This window comes from Tardiphaga sp. P9-11 (assembly GCF_008329525.1).
In the GTDB taxonomy this organism is placed as follows: Bacteria; Pseudomonadota; Alphaproteobacteria; order Rhizobiales; family Xanthobacteraceae; genus Tardiphaga.
Window position 1 is genome coordinate 62800 of record NZ_NPKQ01000014.1, and the last position, 18028, is coordinate 80827.

The following is an 18028-nucleotide window of genomic DNA, read 5'->3' on the forward strand; positions in this document are numbered from 1 at the left end:
GCAATGCCTATGGTCTGGATGCTTGCTCCACGGAAGCTCAGGACCATGCCAAAATCACTTCTGTCTCGGATTCTCGCCGCCGCACCGCTGGGCCAACTCGACCCCAAATGGGCGCTGTTCTCGGCGAATTCGTTCATCGCGGCGATGCTGGCGATCTATCTCGCCTTTCGCCTCGGCCTGCAGCGTCCCTATTGGGCGATGCTCACCGTCTATCTGACCGCGCAGCCCTTCGTCGGAGCGGTTCGGTCGCGCGCCGCCTATCGCTTTCTCGGAACCTTGCTTGGCGCTTGCGCAGCTCTAGCCCTGGTACCGGTGCTGGTCGATCAGCCGGCACTGTTGTCGGTCGCTGTCACCGCCTTTGCTGGACTGTGCCTTTACATCTCCCTGCAGGACCGCACCCCGCGCAGCTATGTCTTCCTGCTGGCCGGTTACACCGCTACTACCGTCGCCTTTTCCAGCGTGAACGCGCCGGCCATGGTGTTCGATACCGCGCTGTCGCGGGTCGAGGAAATCCTGCTCGGGATCAGCTGCGCGACGCTGGTGCACACGCTGCTGTTCCCGAGCGATGTCACGCGCCCCGTTCTAAAACTGGTGCGCGCCGCCGTCGCCGACGCCTTCGCACTGACGAGCGATGTGCTGTCGGCGCGCGCTAGCAACGTTCCGGATCCGGGTCGTTGGAAACTGGCTGCCGACATCACCCAGCTCGACATCCTGTCGACGCATCTGCGCTACGACACCGCCGCAAGAAAGCCGGAGCCGCGCGCCATCAGCGCCGTTCAGAACCAGCTCGCACTGGTGTTGCCGATGCTGCTGGCGGTCGAGGACAGCCTCGCGGCCATGGGCGAGCTGCGCTCGGCCGAATTAAACGGCCTGCTGGCAGACCTCGCCGACTGGGCACGAGATCCGGATCGATCCTTGGTGGATGCGAAAGACCTGATCGCCAGATGCGAAAGATTCGGAGCAGTCGCGAGCGGCGATACCAAGATTTGGGATCGCCTTCTTGAAGCCAGCACGGTCACCAGACTGTCCACCTTGATCGATGCGCTCGCCTCCGCCAATAGCATTTCCGCAGCTCTGCACGGCACTTCGCCGGCCTCCGCGCGAAAAGACAAAGGCCAATGTCCGCATGCCAAAGCACGCCGGCATCTGCATCGCGATCCCGGTCTCGCCGCCTTGTCGGTCGCTGCTCTCTTTATCGCCGTGGCGGGCTGCTGCGCAGTCTGGATTGCGACGGCGTGGCCGGAAGGCGGTGTCGCCGCACAGATCGCCGCGATCGCCGCGGCGCTTTACAGCAGCCTCGACGACCCCGCCCCGACATTGATCTCGTACGCGCTCTGGACGCTGGCCTGCCTGCCGATCGCCGCCATCTATTTATTCCTGATCTTCCCGGCCATTACGGGCTTTCCAATGCTGGTGTTCTCGCTAGCGCCAACCTTCCTCATCATCGGCTATCTGCAAGCGAATCCCCGCCATTTCATCAAGGCACTGGCGCTGGGCCTCGGCCTGATCAGCGCGCTCGATCTGCAAAATAAATTCAGCGCCGATCTCGCCGTGTTCATCAACGGCAATGCAGCTGCGCTGATCGGGCTCATGGCAGCGTTCCTCGCCATACGCTGGCTGCGTTCGCTATCGGCATCACGTGCAGCGCAGCGTCTGCTGCGCCTTGGCTGGGCCGACCTGGCGAGGCTAGCCGCCGCACGCCGGCCGATGAGCCGCGCGCGATGGGTCGGCATTATGTTCGATCGCTTCGGACTGATCATCCCTCGCCTGGTCGCCTCCGGCACCGACATCGGAGCGGAAGCGCCCCGTTCGCTGGCCGCGCTGCAGATCGGCCTCGACCTGATGGCTCTGAAGCAATCCGCCGTCGAGGACATGCACGGCGACCACGAACTTTCGCAGCTTCTGCCCTTGCTGTCGCGCGCGTTCCGCTGGCTTGCGCGTGGCAATGCGGAACTGAGGCCCGATGATGCGCACGCCCTCCTGACAGCGATCGACAGCGCGCTGAGCGGCGAGATCGACGAGCCGACCATCCACAAAAAGCGACGGCTCGCGCTGGTGGGCCTGCGTCGCACGCTTTTTCCACAGGCCCATGTTCCCTCATCCAGCGAGGTCGTTCGATGAACGAGGAAATCTCCATTGCAGGCGTCTATGTGCCGACTTTCGCTCTGGCCTGTGTTTGTGCGCTTGTCATCTGCTTCGCGACTTCCGCGACGCTTCGCAGACTCGCCGTCATTGATGTCCGGAAATTTGCCTGGCACCCGGCGCTGTTCGACTTCGCCATCTTCGTGATCCTGATCAACATCTCCTACTCCATTCTGGGAAAGCTGCCGTCATGAGGACAATTGGTTCATTTCTTCCACGAATTTTGCTCACCACTTTGGCGATGGGTGTAGCGGTGCCAATCGGCGTCGGCATGTGGGAGCACTATGAGAATGCTCCTTGGACCCGGGACGGCCGCGTTCGCGCCGACATCATCGCCGTGGCGCCCGATGTGTCCGGTCTCGTCGAAGAGGTGCTGATCCAGGACAATCACCTCGTCCGCAAGGGCGACATAATGCTGCGACTGGACACCGAACGTTTCCGCCTTGCCGTCCGGCAGGCGGAGGCCGCCCTGGCGAACCGCGAAGCCGCCGCAGAGAAGGCGGCCAGCGATCATGCACGCTACGAAAAACTGAGCGAAGGCGTCGTGTCGCAGCAACAGCGCGAGACGATCCGCGCGGCGGACTTGCAGGCCAAGGCGACCTATAGTCAGGCCGTCGCCGACCTCGACATCGCGCGCCTCAATCTTAACCGCTCGGAAATCCGCGCGCCCGTGAATGGCCGCGTCACCAATTTTGATTTGCGGCCGGGCGCCTATCTGGCAGCCGGGCGCGGCATCATGGCTTTGATCGACACCGACACTGTGCGCGTCGAAGGCTATTTCGAAGAAACCAAACTGCCCCGCATCCATGTCGACGACGCCGTCGATGTAAGGTTGATGGGCGGAGCGGTCCTGGCCGGGCAGGTCGAAAGTATCGCCGGCGGCATCGAGGACCGGGACAGGAGTTCGGGGGCAAGCCTGCTTGCCAGCGTCAATCCGACCTTCTCATGGGTCAGGCTCGCACAGCGCATTCCGGTCCGGATCCGTATCAAGAGAGAAGATCGCGAAGGTTTGGTCGTCGGAATGACCGCTACGGTACAGGTGAGGGACCAAAGAATGCGGTCAAAGCAGAGCGCGAGCTTTGATATTCGCTCGTTAATCGGCGAACAGCTTTGACCTTCCATCAAAATCAGCGGACAGGCCGCACTCTTAGAAAATACGGCGATGCTATGCTATCCAATGCCCCCATCGCGGCGACCCGTGCAGGCGAAAATCGGCATCCCGAACGGACTCTCGTTCATCGTGAACCCTCTGACGCCCCCGGATCCTGCAGTCGAGCTGACTCGCATGCGCACTAAAGATCACGCAAGCAGTTGACAGCGTAAATTCTGTGACCAGATTAGGCGTACTAGTCCATCCGGACGGCTTATCGTGGTCGGCGCAATACGGCAGCGCGATAAAGTCTAGGGTACTGTGGGGACGTGGCTATATCCCGAGGGCACCGCGAAAGCTCGAAGCCCAGCCACCGGTGAGCCAATGATCACCGTTAAGTAGCGAGCAAACTCTCCTGCGAATGGCGCGACAGGAGGGCCAAGCGATGGCACGCATATGCGGAGACCATTACCTGGTGCGGCGCCCTGCTTTTGCAGGGACTGGTCCAGCTATGCCTTCACGATGGGTATGGGCAAGGACAAGAGAAAAAGGGCAAAGGAAACACACAAAACAGGCTAGAGATTAGATGTTTAGCCGGCATCCCGCCGCCGGATTTCTCGAATGACGAATTCCCCGCCCAAGCCGGCGTTTACATTTCTCAAATGACGATACGCGGATTTGGCGGTGCGATCTCGCGCGGAGTGATCGTCAGCATGCCATCCGGCCCAGCTTCCCAAGCCAAATGGAAGTCAGGCAGTTGATTTGCGGCTGCGAGCTTCCCAAGCTTATGCCGGAACTGCGAAAGGCCGTCGTTGCTGCCTAACTTCGCCCAAAGCCTCGAGGTACCAATTCGCCAAGAAGACTGGTGGCCGAGGTGCTTCCTAGCCACGAGATAGATCGCTCGGCTGACGCCCCGCAATTCGAAGTAGGTTTGCGATACTTTTAGGAGCGTCGATGACCGAGCCCCTTCCACAATCCACGCCGGTAACGTCACTTGCCAGTTTCGGCCAAGCTGTTCCGCGGCCTCGAGCCACGAGAAAGTGACCACCGATCCTGATTTGCCGTCGGACCGGGCGTTCGTCGTCACCTTGGTCGTCTTCAGCCGTGTCACAGCGTCCGCCAAGGACGCATACTGGCTTCCACTGGTCGCAGCTCCAACGGCTCGCAGATATTCGCCAGGCCTGAAGGCGAGCTCCCGGTCAACGCTGTGGTCGGACGTCGCGAGCAAATCGATGATGAACATCATCACATCCGCATCGTAAATCGTCGCCATGCCCTGCGGACCGGGCTCTACTCGCACGAAAATCGATCCATCTTTGGTTTGATATTCGATTGGCGTCTTGCGCCGCGAGAGCGCAAAGAAGGGGTGCTCCATCAGCACCATCATCATGCGCAACCCGTCGTAACGCGCTTGGCCGACGTCGACCCTGCAACCGAGATCTACAGCGCCGGCAGCCTCCTCAACCAAAGCGCGACTCGCAAATTCCTCGTATTCGGCTCGACTGCCGAACGCCTCGCTGATGTCGAAGCCTCTCGGTACATCGTCTGGATCTGAGTGCACAACTAGGCGATTCTTCCTCATGGCGCGTCTCCTTAACGGCGCGCCTTATCGATCTGAAGCATCAGCAACACAAGACAATTAAATTGCGCAAGGGGGGTAGCGATTCAGCCCGCAGGGTCTTGACCATTCCCATCGCTGACGATTGCTATTCACCCGACGCAATGCCTCCGCGCATAGGAGGTGAAACGGGAATGCGGTGCGCACTGTATATGCATGCCGCTCAGACAGACCAAAGGCTGACATGTCCACCATCCAACGACCTCGCACAGCACATCATCCAGACCTCGGACAATTGATTCTACTTCATGGAATTTCGACGCATGCAGTCGAAAGCCTTCTCCAGAGTAGCGCTCTTCGCTCGGTCCTGCACGAGGGCCATCAATACATCGTACGCTCCGAGCTTGAAGCTTACAGCCCGACCGACATTGAGGACCTGATCGACCTTGACGGGGTCGTAGAGATCAATGAGCACACCGCGCCCGACCGCCTGCACGAGGCTGTCCAGATGCAGGCCGATGCTGACGAGTATATTGCACCGTCGCGCTCCCGCCTTGTCCAGCGCGTCGAAGAGTATCTCCAGCGGGATCCGACGACGAATCCGTTCGCACGTCCACTTGGGTGGCCCTCCATCTGGGATGATGCGGTTCACATCGCGGTCAATATGGCCGGCGACCTCGAAGCCTCGCGCATAGCTCAGGCGTATCAAAACATCGCCACGACATCTGGGGGCGGCAACATCGATGCCGAGGCCTTCACCCAATTCCATCGCACGCTGCTGTCACTCGCCGCCCCAGAGCTCGACGATCGTTTCCCCGAAATCTGGCAACCCGGCTACGGCCTGCTTCCCGTGCCATCCGACGTTGCCTCGCGCACCATGGTCCTGGCCGTCCTCCGCCGTCTCGTGGCGCTGTTCTCGGGCTACCGGGGCAATCCCGAGGGCAGTGAAACGCCGAGCCAGCTCATGGGTGATTATCTTGCCCTCGTGCAGACTGGCATGCAGGGCTAGTCCAGTGGTCGCGGCCAACCCTTTTGCGCCGACAGCGGCAGCCTCCACCGTGAACCTGCTCCCTTCGGCGGGTTTAGGCGAGCACGCGCGCGCGCTGGCTCAAGTTGTCAAATGGCACAACTCCAAACCCCGGCGACAAGTCTTCCGGCTGTTTGGCGCGGCGGGTACCGGCAAGACCACCGTTGCTCGTGACATCGCTCGCGCGGTCGGCGGCAACGTCCTGTTTGCAGCCTTCTCCGGCAAGGCCGCATCCGTGTTGCGGGGCAAAGGGTGCGAGGGTGCGACCACCATCCATTCACTGATCTACAGACCGTACACCGACGCGAAGGGCAAGCTCACCTTTATCCTGAACGAGGACAGCCCCATCCGCGGTGCCCGCCTCTTGATCATCGATGAATGCTCGATGGTCGACGCCAAAATGGGACGCGACCTTGAAAGCTTCGGCGTTCCCATCCTCGTGCTCGGCGATAAAGAGCAATTGCCTCCGGTCACGGGTGCAGGTTACTTCACGAACCAACCTGCCGACATCCAGCTGACGCAAATTCATCGCCAAACTGGCGACGATCCGATCATCCAGTTGGCGGGCCTCGCCCGCTCCGGCAAGAACATCCCGAAGGGCGTCCTCGGCGCCACCAAGGTGATCTCGGCAAAGGAGTTAGACCACCAGGAAGTGCTCGACGCCGATCAAATCCTCGCGGGAACTTGGTCGACCGTCACATATCTCAATGACCGCATCCGCGAGATTCTAGGGCGGCCCTACGGCGTGCCCGTGGCCGGTGACAAGCTCGTTTGCCGAAAGAACAACCGCGGAAAGGGTGTGCTCAACGGCGAGATCTGGTTCGTCAAGGAAATCACCGACATCAAGAGTGACAAGGTCTTCATGGTCTTAAGCGCCGAACTCAACGACTGCGAGGTCTCTGTTTGTGTCGATCCGGCCTGCTTCACCGTGAAGTCGAAAGACGATTTGGACGAGCTCAGCAAGCGCGCGAAGGACCGTGACGTTTTCACTTTCGGCAACGTCCTTACAGTGCATCAGGCGCAAGGATCGGAATGGGATCGGGTAGTCTTATTTGATGAGTCGAAGGCCTTCCGACACGATCGATCCAAATGGGTCTACACCGGCATTACGCGCGCGGCTAAGTCGCTGATCATCGCTCAGCCATGATCCAGCTTCCGAAATCTCTCGAACTTGCTGGGGTAGTCGTCGACGCCGAAGGCGGCCCTTTTCGCCTGGCACCGGCTCCCGGCACAGTTGTACGGGTCTTGGCGTCTTCGGGATCTCGCGTCGCGCGCGGAGATGCTGTGTTGGCCATCACTGGCCTCGACTATATCGCCGCGCAGCAGGCACTCATCGATGCGTTCAGGGGTAATTATCCCCGCAAACCAAAATCGTTGGATGATGTGGCGCTGATCCTCGGCGAACTGCGTTCTCAACTTCGAGATCTCAAGTTTTCGCGCGAGCAGATCCAGCGCATCCAGGACGCGGGCACAGTTCTAGACCCTATTCCCGTCCTTACGAACCAGGGCGGTGTCGTTGGACATAGCATGATCGACGGGCAGGCCTTCCACGCTAATGATGCTTTGTTCTGCATGACAAAGGACACGCGTGTCCACGCGTCAATTGAGCAACGCCACATCGCGTTCATCCGGACAAACAAGGCGGTCACGGTCACTTTCGCCGACGGGACGAAGGCGATCGGAACAATTGAAGGCTTCACGGGGACCGCAGATGACCTGAGACGCGATGCATCTATCAAAGTCTCTGATCAACAGAAGGCAATCGGAGAGCCCGTCAGCATCAGCATTACGTTCGAGCACTGGGAGCGGTTCCACCCTAAAGCTACTTCATCGATGTGGCGGTACGACTACGAACCTCGGGGCGCGGAGCGCACTCGGCTTCGGACCCTGCTAGGGGAACCCAATGTGGCACTTCCAGTCAAACGGACAGTCAAGAACGTTGCACCGTCAATGGCGGATGCAAATCCCTTCGCTCCCGGACGCCTTCTGTCTAAACGACCCGAACGTACTCCTCCAAACCCGTTCAACACGCCGCTCATGGCAGTCCCAAAAGCTGCCATCCTGAGGCCGAGCTTGCCGATTGGCACCACCGATTTCGTCAAGTGGACGATCAGCACGGAGCCGGCAAAGGTGCAAGCATTGGCTCCAGAATGGAGGCGCTTAGCACAGGTCGCCACGACCGGCAGAAACGGCGACGTGTGCGCGATGCTCGCTCAATTCGATGGTGTGTTCTGTCCGGCAACCTGGCGGCCGGGAGATGTTATCCGAGCCGGCGCGCAGCTTGGTCACATCGAGATTGGTATCCAAGCCGACGCAGACTCCGGCTCACCGAGCACGTCAGAACAGCAAGCGAACAACGTCTCGCGCATTGAGTCCGTCTATGCCGACCACGATGGTGTGGCGATGAATGAGAGCGGCGAGCAGCGCCACGTAAGGGTTGGTGAGATGCTCGTCGAGCTGCGCACCGTTAACATGTACACCTTCCGAACCGGCCTGCCTGATGCCGAGTTCGCCCAATTGCCACGCGTTGTCACAGCCGCGTTGTATGCGCCCTCTGCGCAAGTGCCCGAATACGTCAATCGATCGGCCCTCATCACCGCGCAGTCTCGGTCGCACGGGAACACAATGTTCGACATTTCCTTCTCGAGCGAGGCTGGCGCTTTCCAAATTAACTGGGGAAAGTATGTGGTCCTCACAGCCGAAACTGATCGCCGCAAAGTTCTCTCTGTTCCAACGGACAGCATTGTTCAGATCAGCCGATCGAGCGAGGTTCTTGTCCATTCCGCAATCGGCAAGTTGACACCAGTGCCCATATCTTGCGGCGCGCGATACGGCGATCAAGTCGAGGTCCTGTCCGGCCTGGAAGAAGGCCACCGGGTTGTTCGTGACCTGAAGCTCCTTTTTCAGGAGTGGCCAAACATTCGAGCCATCATGTCCGGCTTTTGGAGGCCACAGTCCTGAGATCTTCAATGCTCGGATGATCGGACTATATATTGTGAGATCGCTGTACCCGTGACGCGGCGAACATGAGACAAAGCGCTTGACATGAATTAATTTACGCGGAGCCTTCCCTGCCTTCCCTGCCTTCCCTGCCTTCCCTGCCTTCCCTGCCTTCCCTGCCTTCCCTGCCTTCCCTGCCTTCCCTGCCTTCCCTCCTTCCCTCCTTCCCTCCGAGGGCAAGGAAATTCAAAGTTTAATGCAAGCGCACATCGAATAACTCCTTCGGCGCGACTTCCGCGGAGGTGAGTATCTCGGCGATCTACTTCATCAATATCTTCTGCATCGCTCCGAATCCCTCTCGCACGCTCCTGTGCGATCGGAGATTCGTATGTCCTCCTTCCTCACTACCGCGCCCTTACCGCGCGTCCCCCTCGTCCCGCAGTCCATCCTCAAGGACCACGGCGTCGCCTGCATCATCGACTCGCGCTTCCGAGCCGCTGCCCGACTTCTCCAACATTTGTGGCTTCGTGATAACGGCATCCCGACCGGCCACCACATCCGCAAGGACGGGGACGGTGACGTCGTCATCCCGCTTGAGTCCCTTCTCTCGCCCGAGGCCGCACGCGCCGGCCGCAACTTCATCTCCCCTGCCGTCCACACCTTCGTCCGCCGCGAGCTGATCATGCGCGAAGAAGGAGCTTGTTACGACGAAGAGCGCCTCTTCGGGAATGCTTTGTCTTCCATGCCGATGTGCTTCAACATCTTCGCCCCCTTAGCCATGGACCTCGAACTCGCTACGGTAACCTTCCGCTTGTTGCTGCCGAATTTCGTCAAGCAAGTCCACAGTCTGAGATTCGAAACAGCGCCCAGCCGCGAACGCGACAGGACTGATACTCGCTTCTTGATGGATGGAAGCGCTTGGGATCTAGCTATCGAGATTACAGATCTCGAAGGCGACCGCGCTACAGTCTTCGCCGAATGCAAATTTAGTGAGACTATGGACGGCCCACCGGCACGCCCTCGAGAGCGCTATGTGACTGCGGCGCGGGAAGTCGAACTCTACAATGACCCTGACTCCCCCGTCCTTAGTTCAGTCGCTTGCGAACAATTTTTCCGTGAGCACGCTCTAAGCCAGCTCGCCGTCAACGCCGGTCTTACGCCTCGAGCAATGTTCGTCGTCATCGCGCCGCGCCTCAATCGCCGCGTCCAGGCTGCGATCCGGATTTACGCCAACGAGCTCATTCCCGAAGAAGAGCTCGACTACGATCGAGTCCGCTTCCAGGCGATCACCCTCGAGACCGTTATCGACGCCATTCGTCAAGCCGGCGCCGTCGACCTCGCCAAGATGTTATGGGGCCGCTATTGCGACTTCGAACGCATCTTCCACCTCTCAATGACGGAGACCGGCGGCGATCAGTCTTCACGCAGTAATAGCGCAGCTGCCCCGCCTCCTTCATCCCGCAAAAGATCACGACGGGGGAATGATGTGGAGAGCAACCATGCGTGAACTCACACCGCTCACGGTCGAGGATCGGGTTTCCCTCTTAGTTAACGGGCTATCCGGTGAACGCGACCATCGGCCAGTCTGCAAGTTATTTAGTCCCGATGCGAGTGCCACCTGGCTCCTCACGGAGTGCGACATCGACGAGCCTGACCGACTTTTCGGATTGTGCGACCTTGGCCTAGGCGCGCCGGAGTTAGGCTTCGTCAGCCTCCAGGAGATCATGGAAGTACGAGGACGTCTCGGGCTTCCGGTTGAACGCGATCAACACTTCATCGCCGATAAGCCGCTGTCCGAATACGTCGCCGAAGCGCGAGCTGCGGGACGCATTACGGTCTAGCAATCACTTATTCGCGAAATGCCCAAGGGGCGACGGTCCACAACGCCGTCGCCTCAGGGTTCGAAATAAATGCCGCTCTTCCGAAATTTTTATCCCTGCTGCCGCCGTACGCCGAGTGGGACGATATCTGGTTGCCGAATGGGGTCGCGCGACGTTTCGACCAGTGAAGACGCTTAGCGTGTCCCGATTCATTCCAAACGCTGGATAGCGGCATGACACGAATATATTGTATCGGCGACATTCACGGCTCTTACGCCAAGCTAAAGAAGCTGGTCGTCCAATGTATCAATGATGCTGCTGGAAGACCGATGCGGTTCATCTTCCTCGGCGACTACATCGATCGCGGGCCGCAAAGCCGTGAGGCCATTCATTATCTCATTGACCTCCAGCGCGCCCACCCGGATGACGTCATCTGCCTCAAGGGCAATCATGAGGACCTCGCCCTCGCGGCTCACGATGACGACACCTGGACCGACAATTGGCTATCGAATGGCGGCGCAAGCACTCTCGTGAGCTACGGCATCTCCTCCCCGCGCGACCTCCCACCAGCACATATCGACTGGCTCCGGACCCTACCCACATCATATCAGGACGAACATCGGTTCTACGTCCACGCGGGGATCAACCCCGACCGCCCACTTCATGCCCAAGATCAATTCGACCTCCTATGGATCAGGGAGCCCTTCCTCTCATCCAAAGCTCAATACTCGCGCTTCGTCGTCCATGGTCATACACCTCAATTGACCGGCCACCCTGACGTCCAACCCAATCGACTCAACATCGATACCGGCGCCGTCTACGGTGGCCCGCTCACGGCCGCTGTCTTCAACGACGATCACTGCGGTCCCATACATTTACTCACTGCTCGCTGACGGTGAAGCGGCGCACGCACTTTCACGTTCACCTAAGATTCTTCGGCGACTACGGCATTACGCAGCACACCGATTCCGCCGATTTCAACTTCAACGATGTCGCCATCCTTCATCCACAACGGCGGAGACCGCTTGGCTCCGACGCCGCCAGGTGTGCCGGTGACGATCACGTCGCCGGGCTCGAGAGTCATTATTGTGGAGCAATAGTTGATGAGCGCTGGAATCCCGGTGATCAGTAAGTCCGTCGTTGACTTCTGAACGACCTCGCCGTTGAGGCGGGTTTGCAACGACAGCTTCGATGGATCGGGAATCTCATCGACCGTCATCAGCCATGGCCCGAACGATCCGGTCCGCGCGAAAGTCTTCCCTGCGACAAATTGCGACGTGTGGCGCTGCCAATCTCTGATGCTGCCTTCATTGTAGCATGAATATCCGGCAATCGCGGACAGTGCGCGATCTTCCGGAATGCGGCGACCTCCTTTGCCGATCACCACGGCCAGTTCGCCCTCGTAATCGAAATGATCGGATTCGAGCGGCTTCACGATCGGTTGTAGGTGACCCACCTGGCTTTCAGGAAAACGGACGAAGAGCGCCGGATTTTCCGTCACGGTGCGCCCGGTCTCTTCGACATGATCGCGATAGTTGAGACCGATGCAGAGAATCTTTCCAGGGTCCGGGATCACCGGAAGGAACGTGACGTTATCGATTTTCCAGTGTGGCGCAGACTGCTCTACGATACGCTTCGCCTCATCGAGCGCGTCTGCTGCGAGAAGCTGCCGCAGCGACGCAATGCCCCGGTCCTTGAAATGCGGCCCGAGTTCGACAATTCCTTGGTCTTTCACGGCGCCAAAGCGAGCCACGTTGTCAGCCTGGAACGATACGAGTTTCATAATTATTCTTTCTGGAGTTGAAGATAAAATGATCCGGGGCGCTCACGCAGCGCAGGCTTTTCGGTCTTGAGGCGCTTGAAGGTGGAGAGCTTGTTTGAGCAGGTTCGCCGCGTCACTCGGCGTCTCAGCAACAGCGAGTACGTACCGATCAGGCCTGATCAGTGCAGCGTTCATGTTGCCGTGATCCAGCCAAGTCCGCAGCGGACTGTCGTCATCGACTGCTACGAAAGCCACGCCCCGCTGACGGCATTGCCGCCGCAGCACCTCGTCGGCAACATCATCGCCAGCGCGCGCGATCAGGGCAAATCCATATCCGACATGATCATCGAGAAGCCGCCCATCCGACATGCACGGTTGCGGCCCGGGCATCCCGATGGGGCGTACGCCGTCCGGCGCCAGGCCGGGGCCTAGACGGGGCTTGATCGAGCTCATGCGGACTGGCTCGGCGCTGGTCGACGCACCCGGCAATGCGCGCTCCACGGCGCGGGTATTGATCAATCCGCCCAGCCGCACAGCAAGCTCGATATATTCGGTGACATGCGGCGCCCGTTCGCTGGTATAGGAATCGAGCAGCGCATCGTCGGCGCCGCCCCGGATCACCGCGATCAGTTTCCACGCCAGATTGCTGGCATCGCGGATCCCCGCACAAAGCCCCTGACCCAGAAATGGCGGCGTCTGATGGGCGGAATCGCCAGCAATCAGCAACCGGTCTCGTCGCCATTGGCGCGCGACCACCGAATGGAACATGTACACGGCCGCGCGTTCGAGGTCGGCATCCTCGGGCGTGATCCAGCGCGACAGCAATTGCCAGATCTTGGCCGGCTCGATCAGCGCTGCGTTGCTCTCGTCATCGTGCGCCGCGATCTCCCAGCGGCGTCGCTGTCCCACACCGCGCACATAGGTCGCGGGCCGCTCCGGTTCGCAGAACTGGATGCTATGATCGCCGAGATCCGGCCTGTCACGCTTGAGCAGGCAATCGACCACCAGCCAGCGCTCGTGAAAGCCCAGATCGGTGGACGTCGAACCGATTAGACGCCGAACCAGCGAGCGCGCCCCGTCGCAGCCGACCACATAGCGTGCGCGGATCTGTTCCAGCTGGCCCGAGGCAAGATCCTCGAAGCGCAATGTCGCGCCGCCCGCATCCTGATCGATGGCGAACACATCGCGGCGCGTGAGCACCGTCGCCTCGGGCAGCGTCGCAAGCTTGTGGCGCAGCACGCGCTCGAGGTCCGGCTGATGAAAGCGGTAGCTTTCATGCCAGCCCTGCGGCCCGATGTTCGCCGACCGCGACCAGTCGAGCATGCGCCGGCCATCGGCATCGACGAACAGCATGCCAGGCGACAGGCAAGTGGAGGGCAGCACGTCGGCGGCGATGCCAATCGTCTGAAAGACGCGCATCACCTCGTCATCGAAGTGAACCGCGCGCGGCAGAGGATACGGCTCGGCCTCGCGTTCCAGCACGGTAACGGAGAGGCCGGCGCGGCCCAACAGCAGCGCCAGTGTCGCACCGACCGGCCCTAGGCCGACGATTGCCACGTCCACCACCTCGATGGTTTCGTCGCTGATGGACATTCCGCTACTCCGCCCGCACCACGGAGTCGAGCCAAGCGCAGTTGGCCGGATTTGGAACGCGGACGCCGCGACGGGCGGCGTCCAGCCGCATGTCTCGCATACGTTTGCGCTGTTCTTCCGCCATGTAAAGCCGCTCGTGGCCCCACAGGCTCGGACCGTCATGGGTCTCGAAAGGCTCCCAGGTCTTGGGATCGATAACCTGTGCACCCCAACCGTATTCGACGAAGAAATCCGACGGCGAATGTGCATAGAACGACGTCATATGATCGTTGGTGTGGCGTCCCAGCGTATAGGCGATGCGACCTTCGTCCAGTTGGGCGAGATCGTAGCCCTGCCCGACATCGTCGAGGCTCTGCAGTTCGACCATGAAATGGTGGAAGCTCTGCTTTCCGGAACCGACCATCGCAAAGGAGTGATGGCGGCCGTTGATGTGGAAGAAATATAGCGGATAGGGCTTCAGTCCATAGTCAGTTACGCTGAAGCCGAGCACATCGCGATAGAACACCATCGCCTGCTCGATATTGTCGACATTCAGGACCACGTGCCCCATGCCTAGCGGTCCCGTCTTGAACCCGGAAATCGGCCGGCCGGGGCTGAACGGGTCGCTCGCGATCTCCGGCGTGTGAAATATCTCGACGCGGTGCCCGTTGGGATCGGTGAAGACGATGACGTCGCCGACGCGGCGTTCGTCAGCCAGCGCCCGCGTGCCACGCTTGACCCGGACGCCATGTGCATCCAGCCGCGCGGCCATTGCTTCCAGGTCGTCGTGATGATCGACCTCCCAGCCCATGAAGCCGAGCCCTTCGTTGTCCGCTCCGGTCACCACAAGTCGCTGCTTGCGATCGTCCATCCTGAACGTTCGCACCGCTCCGCCCCGATCGACCGGCTGCATGCCCAGAAGATTGGTGGCAAAGTCGCTCCAGTCCTCGAGTTTGGTGGACTGGATGCCGATATAGCCGAGGGATTTGAGAGCCATTGCATATCTCCTGTCGGAAATGCGGTCATTACTGATACTGACGCTCGATGCCCCGGGCATCGATAACCTTGTTCATCGTCTTAACGGGCCGCGCCAGCTCATAGCGTAATGCCCTCCTCCGCGAACACGCGCCGCGCTGCATCGCTCGATTTCAATCTGGCGTAGCGTTCGGCGCCGGCCGCAGGGACCTCGAGCTTCGCGCGGTCGATGGCCCAGAACAGCACGTAGAACAGGGCAGCATCCGCGAAGGTCGCCTCGCCGTGCAAAGCGCCGCCTTGTTTCAAATCGCGCTCGACAACGGCGAGCCCGGCGGCCACCACGTAGCGCCCCTCACGCTGGATGGCATCGTGCGTGGCTGGATCCTCGCAAAATTTTGCCGGACGAAAGATGCGCGAGAAGCCCTGCATATGCAGAGTCGAGACAAGGTAATCGGTCAGTTCGGCCGCCCGCAATGCACGCTCGGAGTCCGACGGCACCAAGCCGGTGTCCGGCGCCGACGCAGCGATGTGTTGCGCGATCACTGGGAATTCCGTCAGCACCGATCCGTCGTCACGCTGCAGCGTGGGCACCTTGGCTTTCGGGTTGATGGCCAGATACCAGGGCTGGCGGTTCTCGCCCGTCTTGATGTCGATCTTCTGCCGGTCGTAGGGGTGTCCGATGGTCTCGAGCAGATAGTGGATGCCAATCGAACACGCGCCGGGTGCGTAGAATAGTTTCATGCTTATCCTCTAATGGAGAGTTTGATCGGCGTTGTCGGGACGCCAGGCCAAGGCACGGCGCTGGAAGAGGCGCAGCACGGCGTCGGCGAGCAGCACAAGCGCCGCGGTGATGACCATGCCGGCATAGACACCGGTAATATCGGCCAGGTTGTAGGAGTGGTGAATGTAGTAACCGATGCCATTTTCGGCCGAGAGGAATTCACCGACCAGCGCCGCGTTGATCGCCCACGGCAGCGCCGCCCGCAGCGCCGCCCAGACGAAGGGCTGGGACGAATTCCACAAAACCTCGCGAGCGATCTCGAGCTTGCCAGCGCCGAAAATCGCGACCGTCCGGATCAGGTTAGGTCCGACCGACCGAATGCCGACAAAGGTGGCGACGAAGACAAGGAAGAACGTCATCAGAGCCACAAGCACGATCTTCGACGTCAGGCCGATCCCGAACCACATGATCAGGATCGGACTTAGCGCCAGTTTCGGAATCCCGACCGTTGTCTTGGCAAACGGCTCGATGACGGCCGACAGCCTCGGCGACATTTGCACGACAAACGGAAGCACTACCCCGAGGCCTGCGCCGATCAGAAGTCCGCCGATGGCTTCCAGCGTCGTTGCCCAGACCATCGAGACGATCTCGCCGGTCCGAACCAGATCCATCACACGTAGTAGGGTTGGCAACGGGCCGGCAATCAAATCCGGAACCCAGCGGGCGAATGCTTCCCACATCAACAGCAAGCCGATTGCAACGCCGCCGCGGGCCAGCGCGAGCCAGGGCATAACGGAGCGACGCAGCTGGGGCTCCGCGATCTCGGGAACGATGTGGCTGATGGACTGGCTCATCAGACCTCCGCCCGGATGCGGCTGAAGATGCCAGGATAATTCGGTTCGGTGACGAGGCTATCGACCGAGCGCGGGCGGGAGATGTCGATCAGATGTTCGCCGCGAATGCAGGCCGGCGACTTCGTCAGCGTCAGCGTCCGATCGCCTAGCGCGATGGCCTCGGTAATGTCGTGCGTCACGAACAGAATGGTCTTACGACCGAGTTCCCACAGCCGGACCAGATCCTCCTGAATGTGCAGACGCGACTCCGCATCGAGTGCCCCGAATGGTTCGTCCATCAGGATCACAGGCGGATCATAGGCCAGCGTGCGGATGATCGACGCGCGTTTGCGCATGCCGCCCGACAATTCGTGCGGATAGTGGTTCTCAAAACCGTTCAGGCCGACAGCGGCGATCAACTCATCGACCCGCTTGCGAAACGAGGCATCGAGCCGGCCCTGGATCTGCAGCGGGTATTCGACATTGGCGCGCAGCGTGCGCCACGGCAGCAGGTTGTCGTCCTGCATGATGTAGCCGATGCGTCCATTTGCGCCCGCGCTCTGACCCGGCCGCGACGGCGCGCTTATGACCTCACCGTGGAGCCGGATCTCGCCCGCCGAAGGCCTATCGATCTGGGCGAGCAGATTCAGAAGCGTCGACTTTCCCGATCCCGATGGGCCAACCAGCGTGACAAACTCGCCTTCGTGCAGCGCAAATGAGAGCCCCTTGATGATCCAGCGCTCGCTCTGCGTCGCTCTGTCGCTAAAGAACCTGCCAAGATAGCGGGCTTCGAGAACGGGTTCACAAGTCATGTCAGGCCGCCTTCGGAGTGCTGGGGGTCATCTGCGGACGCCATGCCAGTAGCTGCGCTTCTGCAGCGGCCACGGCGATATTGGTCAGCGCCACGATCAGCGTCAGCGCCGCGACGGCGGCCAGCGCGCCGGTGATCTCGAAGTTGCCGGCCGAGGACTGGATCAAGTAGCCGAGGCCGCGGTTTGAGGAGATCAATTCGGCGATCGCCGCACCGCCGATCGAAAGCGGCAGGGCAATCTGGACCGCCTGGAAGACGAACGGCGTCGCCGAGGGCAGCACGATGGTGCGCAGCAATTGCGCTTCGCTGGCGCCGGCGACCTTTGCCATCCGCAGCAGGCGTGGATCGACGGCTCGCACTCCTTCAGAAGTACTGAAGAAAACCAGGAAGAAACTAACGCTCGCGACCAGCGCGACCTTGCTCCAAATACCGATCCCGAACCAGACGATGAAAAGCGGAATGAACGCGATTTTTGGCAGCCCGTAGCCGATCATGATGAAGGGATCGAGCACGGCGGCGAGGAACACGTGCCGCCGCAGCACGAGCGGCAGCAGCAAGCCGGGCACCGCTCCGATTAAGAAGCCGAGCGCCGCCTCGAGCACGGTGTAGCCGACATGACCGAGCAGCACGCCGGATGCGATCCAGACATAGATCTGCTGCACCACCAGGACCGGAGAGCTTATCTGCTCTGGCCCGGCCCAGGCGCTTCCTGCCTGCCAGACCGCAGCCAGTGCAGCCGCAAAGATGATGCGATCCCACATCTCTCAGCTCCAGATG

At 60.4% G+C, this 18028-nt stretch carries 17 protein-coding genes; 9 read left to right on the forward strand and 8 right to left on the reverse strand.

Translation table 11 applies throughout. From position 1 onward, the window contains the following. Positions 1 to 45 precede the first annotated feature (45 nt). From CIW50_RS27410 to CIW50_RS27420, 3 genes are read left to right on the forward strand one after another with little or no spacing between them, the layout of a single operon-like run. Positions 46 to 2121, forward strand: a complete 2076-nt coding sequence (locus CIW50_RS27410; protein ID WP_172980484.1) for an FUSC family protein — start codon at positions 46 to 48, stop codon at positions 2119 to 2121. After that, entirely contained in the window at positions 2118 to 2336 is a 219-nt protein-coding gene (locus CIW50_RS27415; protein WP_149534319.1) for a DUF1656 domain-containing protein, read from the forward strand. The genes CIW50_RS27410 and CIW50_RS27415 overlap by 4 nt, the downstream gene beginning before the upstream one ends. Next, the gene (locus tag CIW50_RS27420) at positions 2333 to 3256 is read left to right on the forward strand and encodes an efflux RND transporter periplasmic adaptor subunit (protein ID WP_149534320.1); all 924 of its coding nucleotides are present in this window, start codon (positions 2333 to 2335) and stop codon (positions 3254 to 3256) included. Before CIW50_RS27415 ends, CIW50_RS27420 begins: the two co-directional genes overlap by 4 nt. Positions 3257 to 3890: 634 nt before the next feature. On the opposite strand, the gene CIW50_RS27425 is transcribed toward CIW50_RS27420, so the two are convergent. Beyond that, complete coding sequence (locus tag CIW50_RS27425; RefSeq protein WP_149534321.1) at positions 3891 to 4814, reverse strand: replication initiator protein A; 924 nt, start codon at positions 4812 to 4814, stop codon at positions 3891 to 3893. Between the two features lie 220 nt (positions 4815 to 5034). Between CIW50_RS27425 and CIW50_RS29655 the strand changes: the two genes are divergently transcribed. The 6 genes from CIW50_RS29655 (at position 5035) to CIW50_RS27455 (ending at position 11470) form a co-directional block, all read left to right on the forward strand. Beyond that, the gene (locus CIW50_RS29655; protein WP_246664484.1) at positions 5035 to 5799 is read left to right on the forward strand and encodes a hypothetical protein; all 765 of its coding nucleotides are present in this window, start codon (positions 5035 to 5037) and stop codon (positions 5797 to 5799) included. A 55-nt stretch (positions 5800 to 5854) separates the two neighbouring features. Continuing rightward, the gene (locus CIW50_RS27435; RefSeq protein ID WP_502707555.1) at positions 5855 to 6964 is read left to right on the forward strand and encodes an ATP-dependent DNA helicase; all 1110 of its coding nucleotides are present in this window, start codon (positions 5855 to 5857) and stop codon (positions 6962 to 6964) included. A gap of 140 nt (positions 6965 to 7104) precedes the next feature. Continuing rightward, complete coding sequence (locus CIW50_RS27440; RefSeq protein WP_502707552.1) at positions 7105 to 8778, forward strand: hypothetical protein; 1674 nt, start codon at positions 7105 to 7107, stop codon at positions 8776 to 8778. 367 nt (positions 8779 to 9145) lie between these two features. Beyond that, positions 9146 to 10264, forward strand: a complete 1119-nt coding sequence (locus CIW50_RS27445) for a PGN_0703 family putative restriction endonuclease (RefSeq protein WP_149534325.1) — start codon at positions 9146 to 9148, stop codon at positions 10262 to 10264. After that, the gene (locus CIW50_RS27450; RefSeq protein ID WP_149534326.1) at positions 10257 to 10598 is read left to right on the forward strand and encodes a DUF2958 domain-containing protein; all 342 of its coding nucleotides are present in this window, start codon (positions 10257 to 10259) and stop codon (positions 10596 to 10598) included. Before CIW50_RS27445 ends, CIW50_RS27450 begins: the two co-directional genes overlap by 8 nt. A gap of 212 nt (positions 10599 to 10810) precedes the next feature. Then, a complete protein-coding gene (locus CIW50_RS27455) occupies positions 10811 to 11470 on the forward strand; it encodes a metallophosphoesterase family protein (RefSeq protein ID WP_246664486.1) in 660 nt (219 codons plus the stop codon). Between the two features lie 32 nt (positions 11471 to 11502). Here CIW50_RS27455 and CIW50_RS27460 read toward each other — a convergent pair whose 3' ends face one another. From CIW50_RS27460 to CIW50_RS27490, 7 genes are all read right to left on the reverse strand, one after another. After that, entirely contained in the window at positions 11503 to 12360 is an 858-nt protein-coding gene (locus CIW50_RS27460) for a fumarylacetoacetate hydrolase family protein (protein ID WP_149534328.1), read from the reverse strand. 42 nt (positions 12361 to 12402) lie between these two features. Continuing rightward, entirely contained in the window at positions 12403 to 13932 is a 1530-nt protein-coding gene (gene mhpA / locus CIW50_RS27465; protein ID WP_149534329.1) for a bifunctional 3-(3-hydroxy-phenyl)propionate/3-hydroxycinnamic acid hydroxylase MhpA, read from the reverse strand. Positions 13933 to 13936: 4 nt separating this feature from the next. Continuing rightward, positions 13937 to 14908: a VOC family protein gene (locus tag CIW50_RS27470; RefSeq protein ID WP_149534330.1), complete on the reverse strand. Its 972-nt coding sequence runs from the start codon at positions 14906 to 14908 to the stop codon at positions 13937 to 13939. Positions 14909 to 15006: 98 nt separating this feature from the next. Beyond that, positions 15007 to 15627, reverse strand: a complete 621-nt coding sequence (locus CIW50_RS27475; RefSeq protein WP_149534331.1) for a glutathione S-transferase family protein — start codon at positions 15625 to 15627, stop codon at positions 15007 to 15009. A 9-nt stretch (positions 15628 to 15636) separates the two neighbouring features. Continuing rightward, positions 15637 to 16461, reverse strand: coding sequence for an ABC transporter permease (locus CIW50_RS27480; RefSeq protein WP_149534332.1), 825 nt, complete (start codon positions 16459 to 16461; stop codon positions 15637 to 15639). Then, positions 16461 to 17252, reverse strand: a complete 792-nt coding sequence (locus CIW50_RS27485; RefSeq protein ID WP_149534333.1) for an ABC transporter ATP-binding protein — start codon at positions 17250 to 17252, stop codon at positions 16461 to 16463. The genes CIW50_RS27480 and CIW50_RS27485 overlap by 1 nt, the downstream gene beginning before the upstream one ends. A 1-nt stretch (position 17253) precedes the next feature. Then, positions 17254 to 18012, reverse strand: a complete 759-nt coding sequence (locus CIW50_RS27490) for an ABC transporter permease (protein ID WP_149534334.1) — start codon at positions 18010 to 18012, stop codon at positions 17254 to 17256. Between the last annotated feature and the right edge of the window lie 16 nt (positions 18013 to 18028).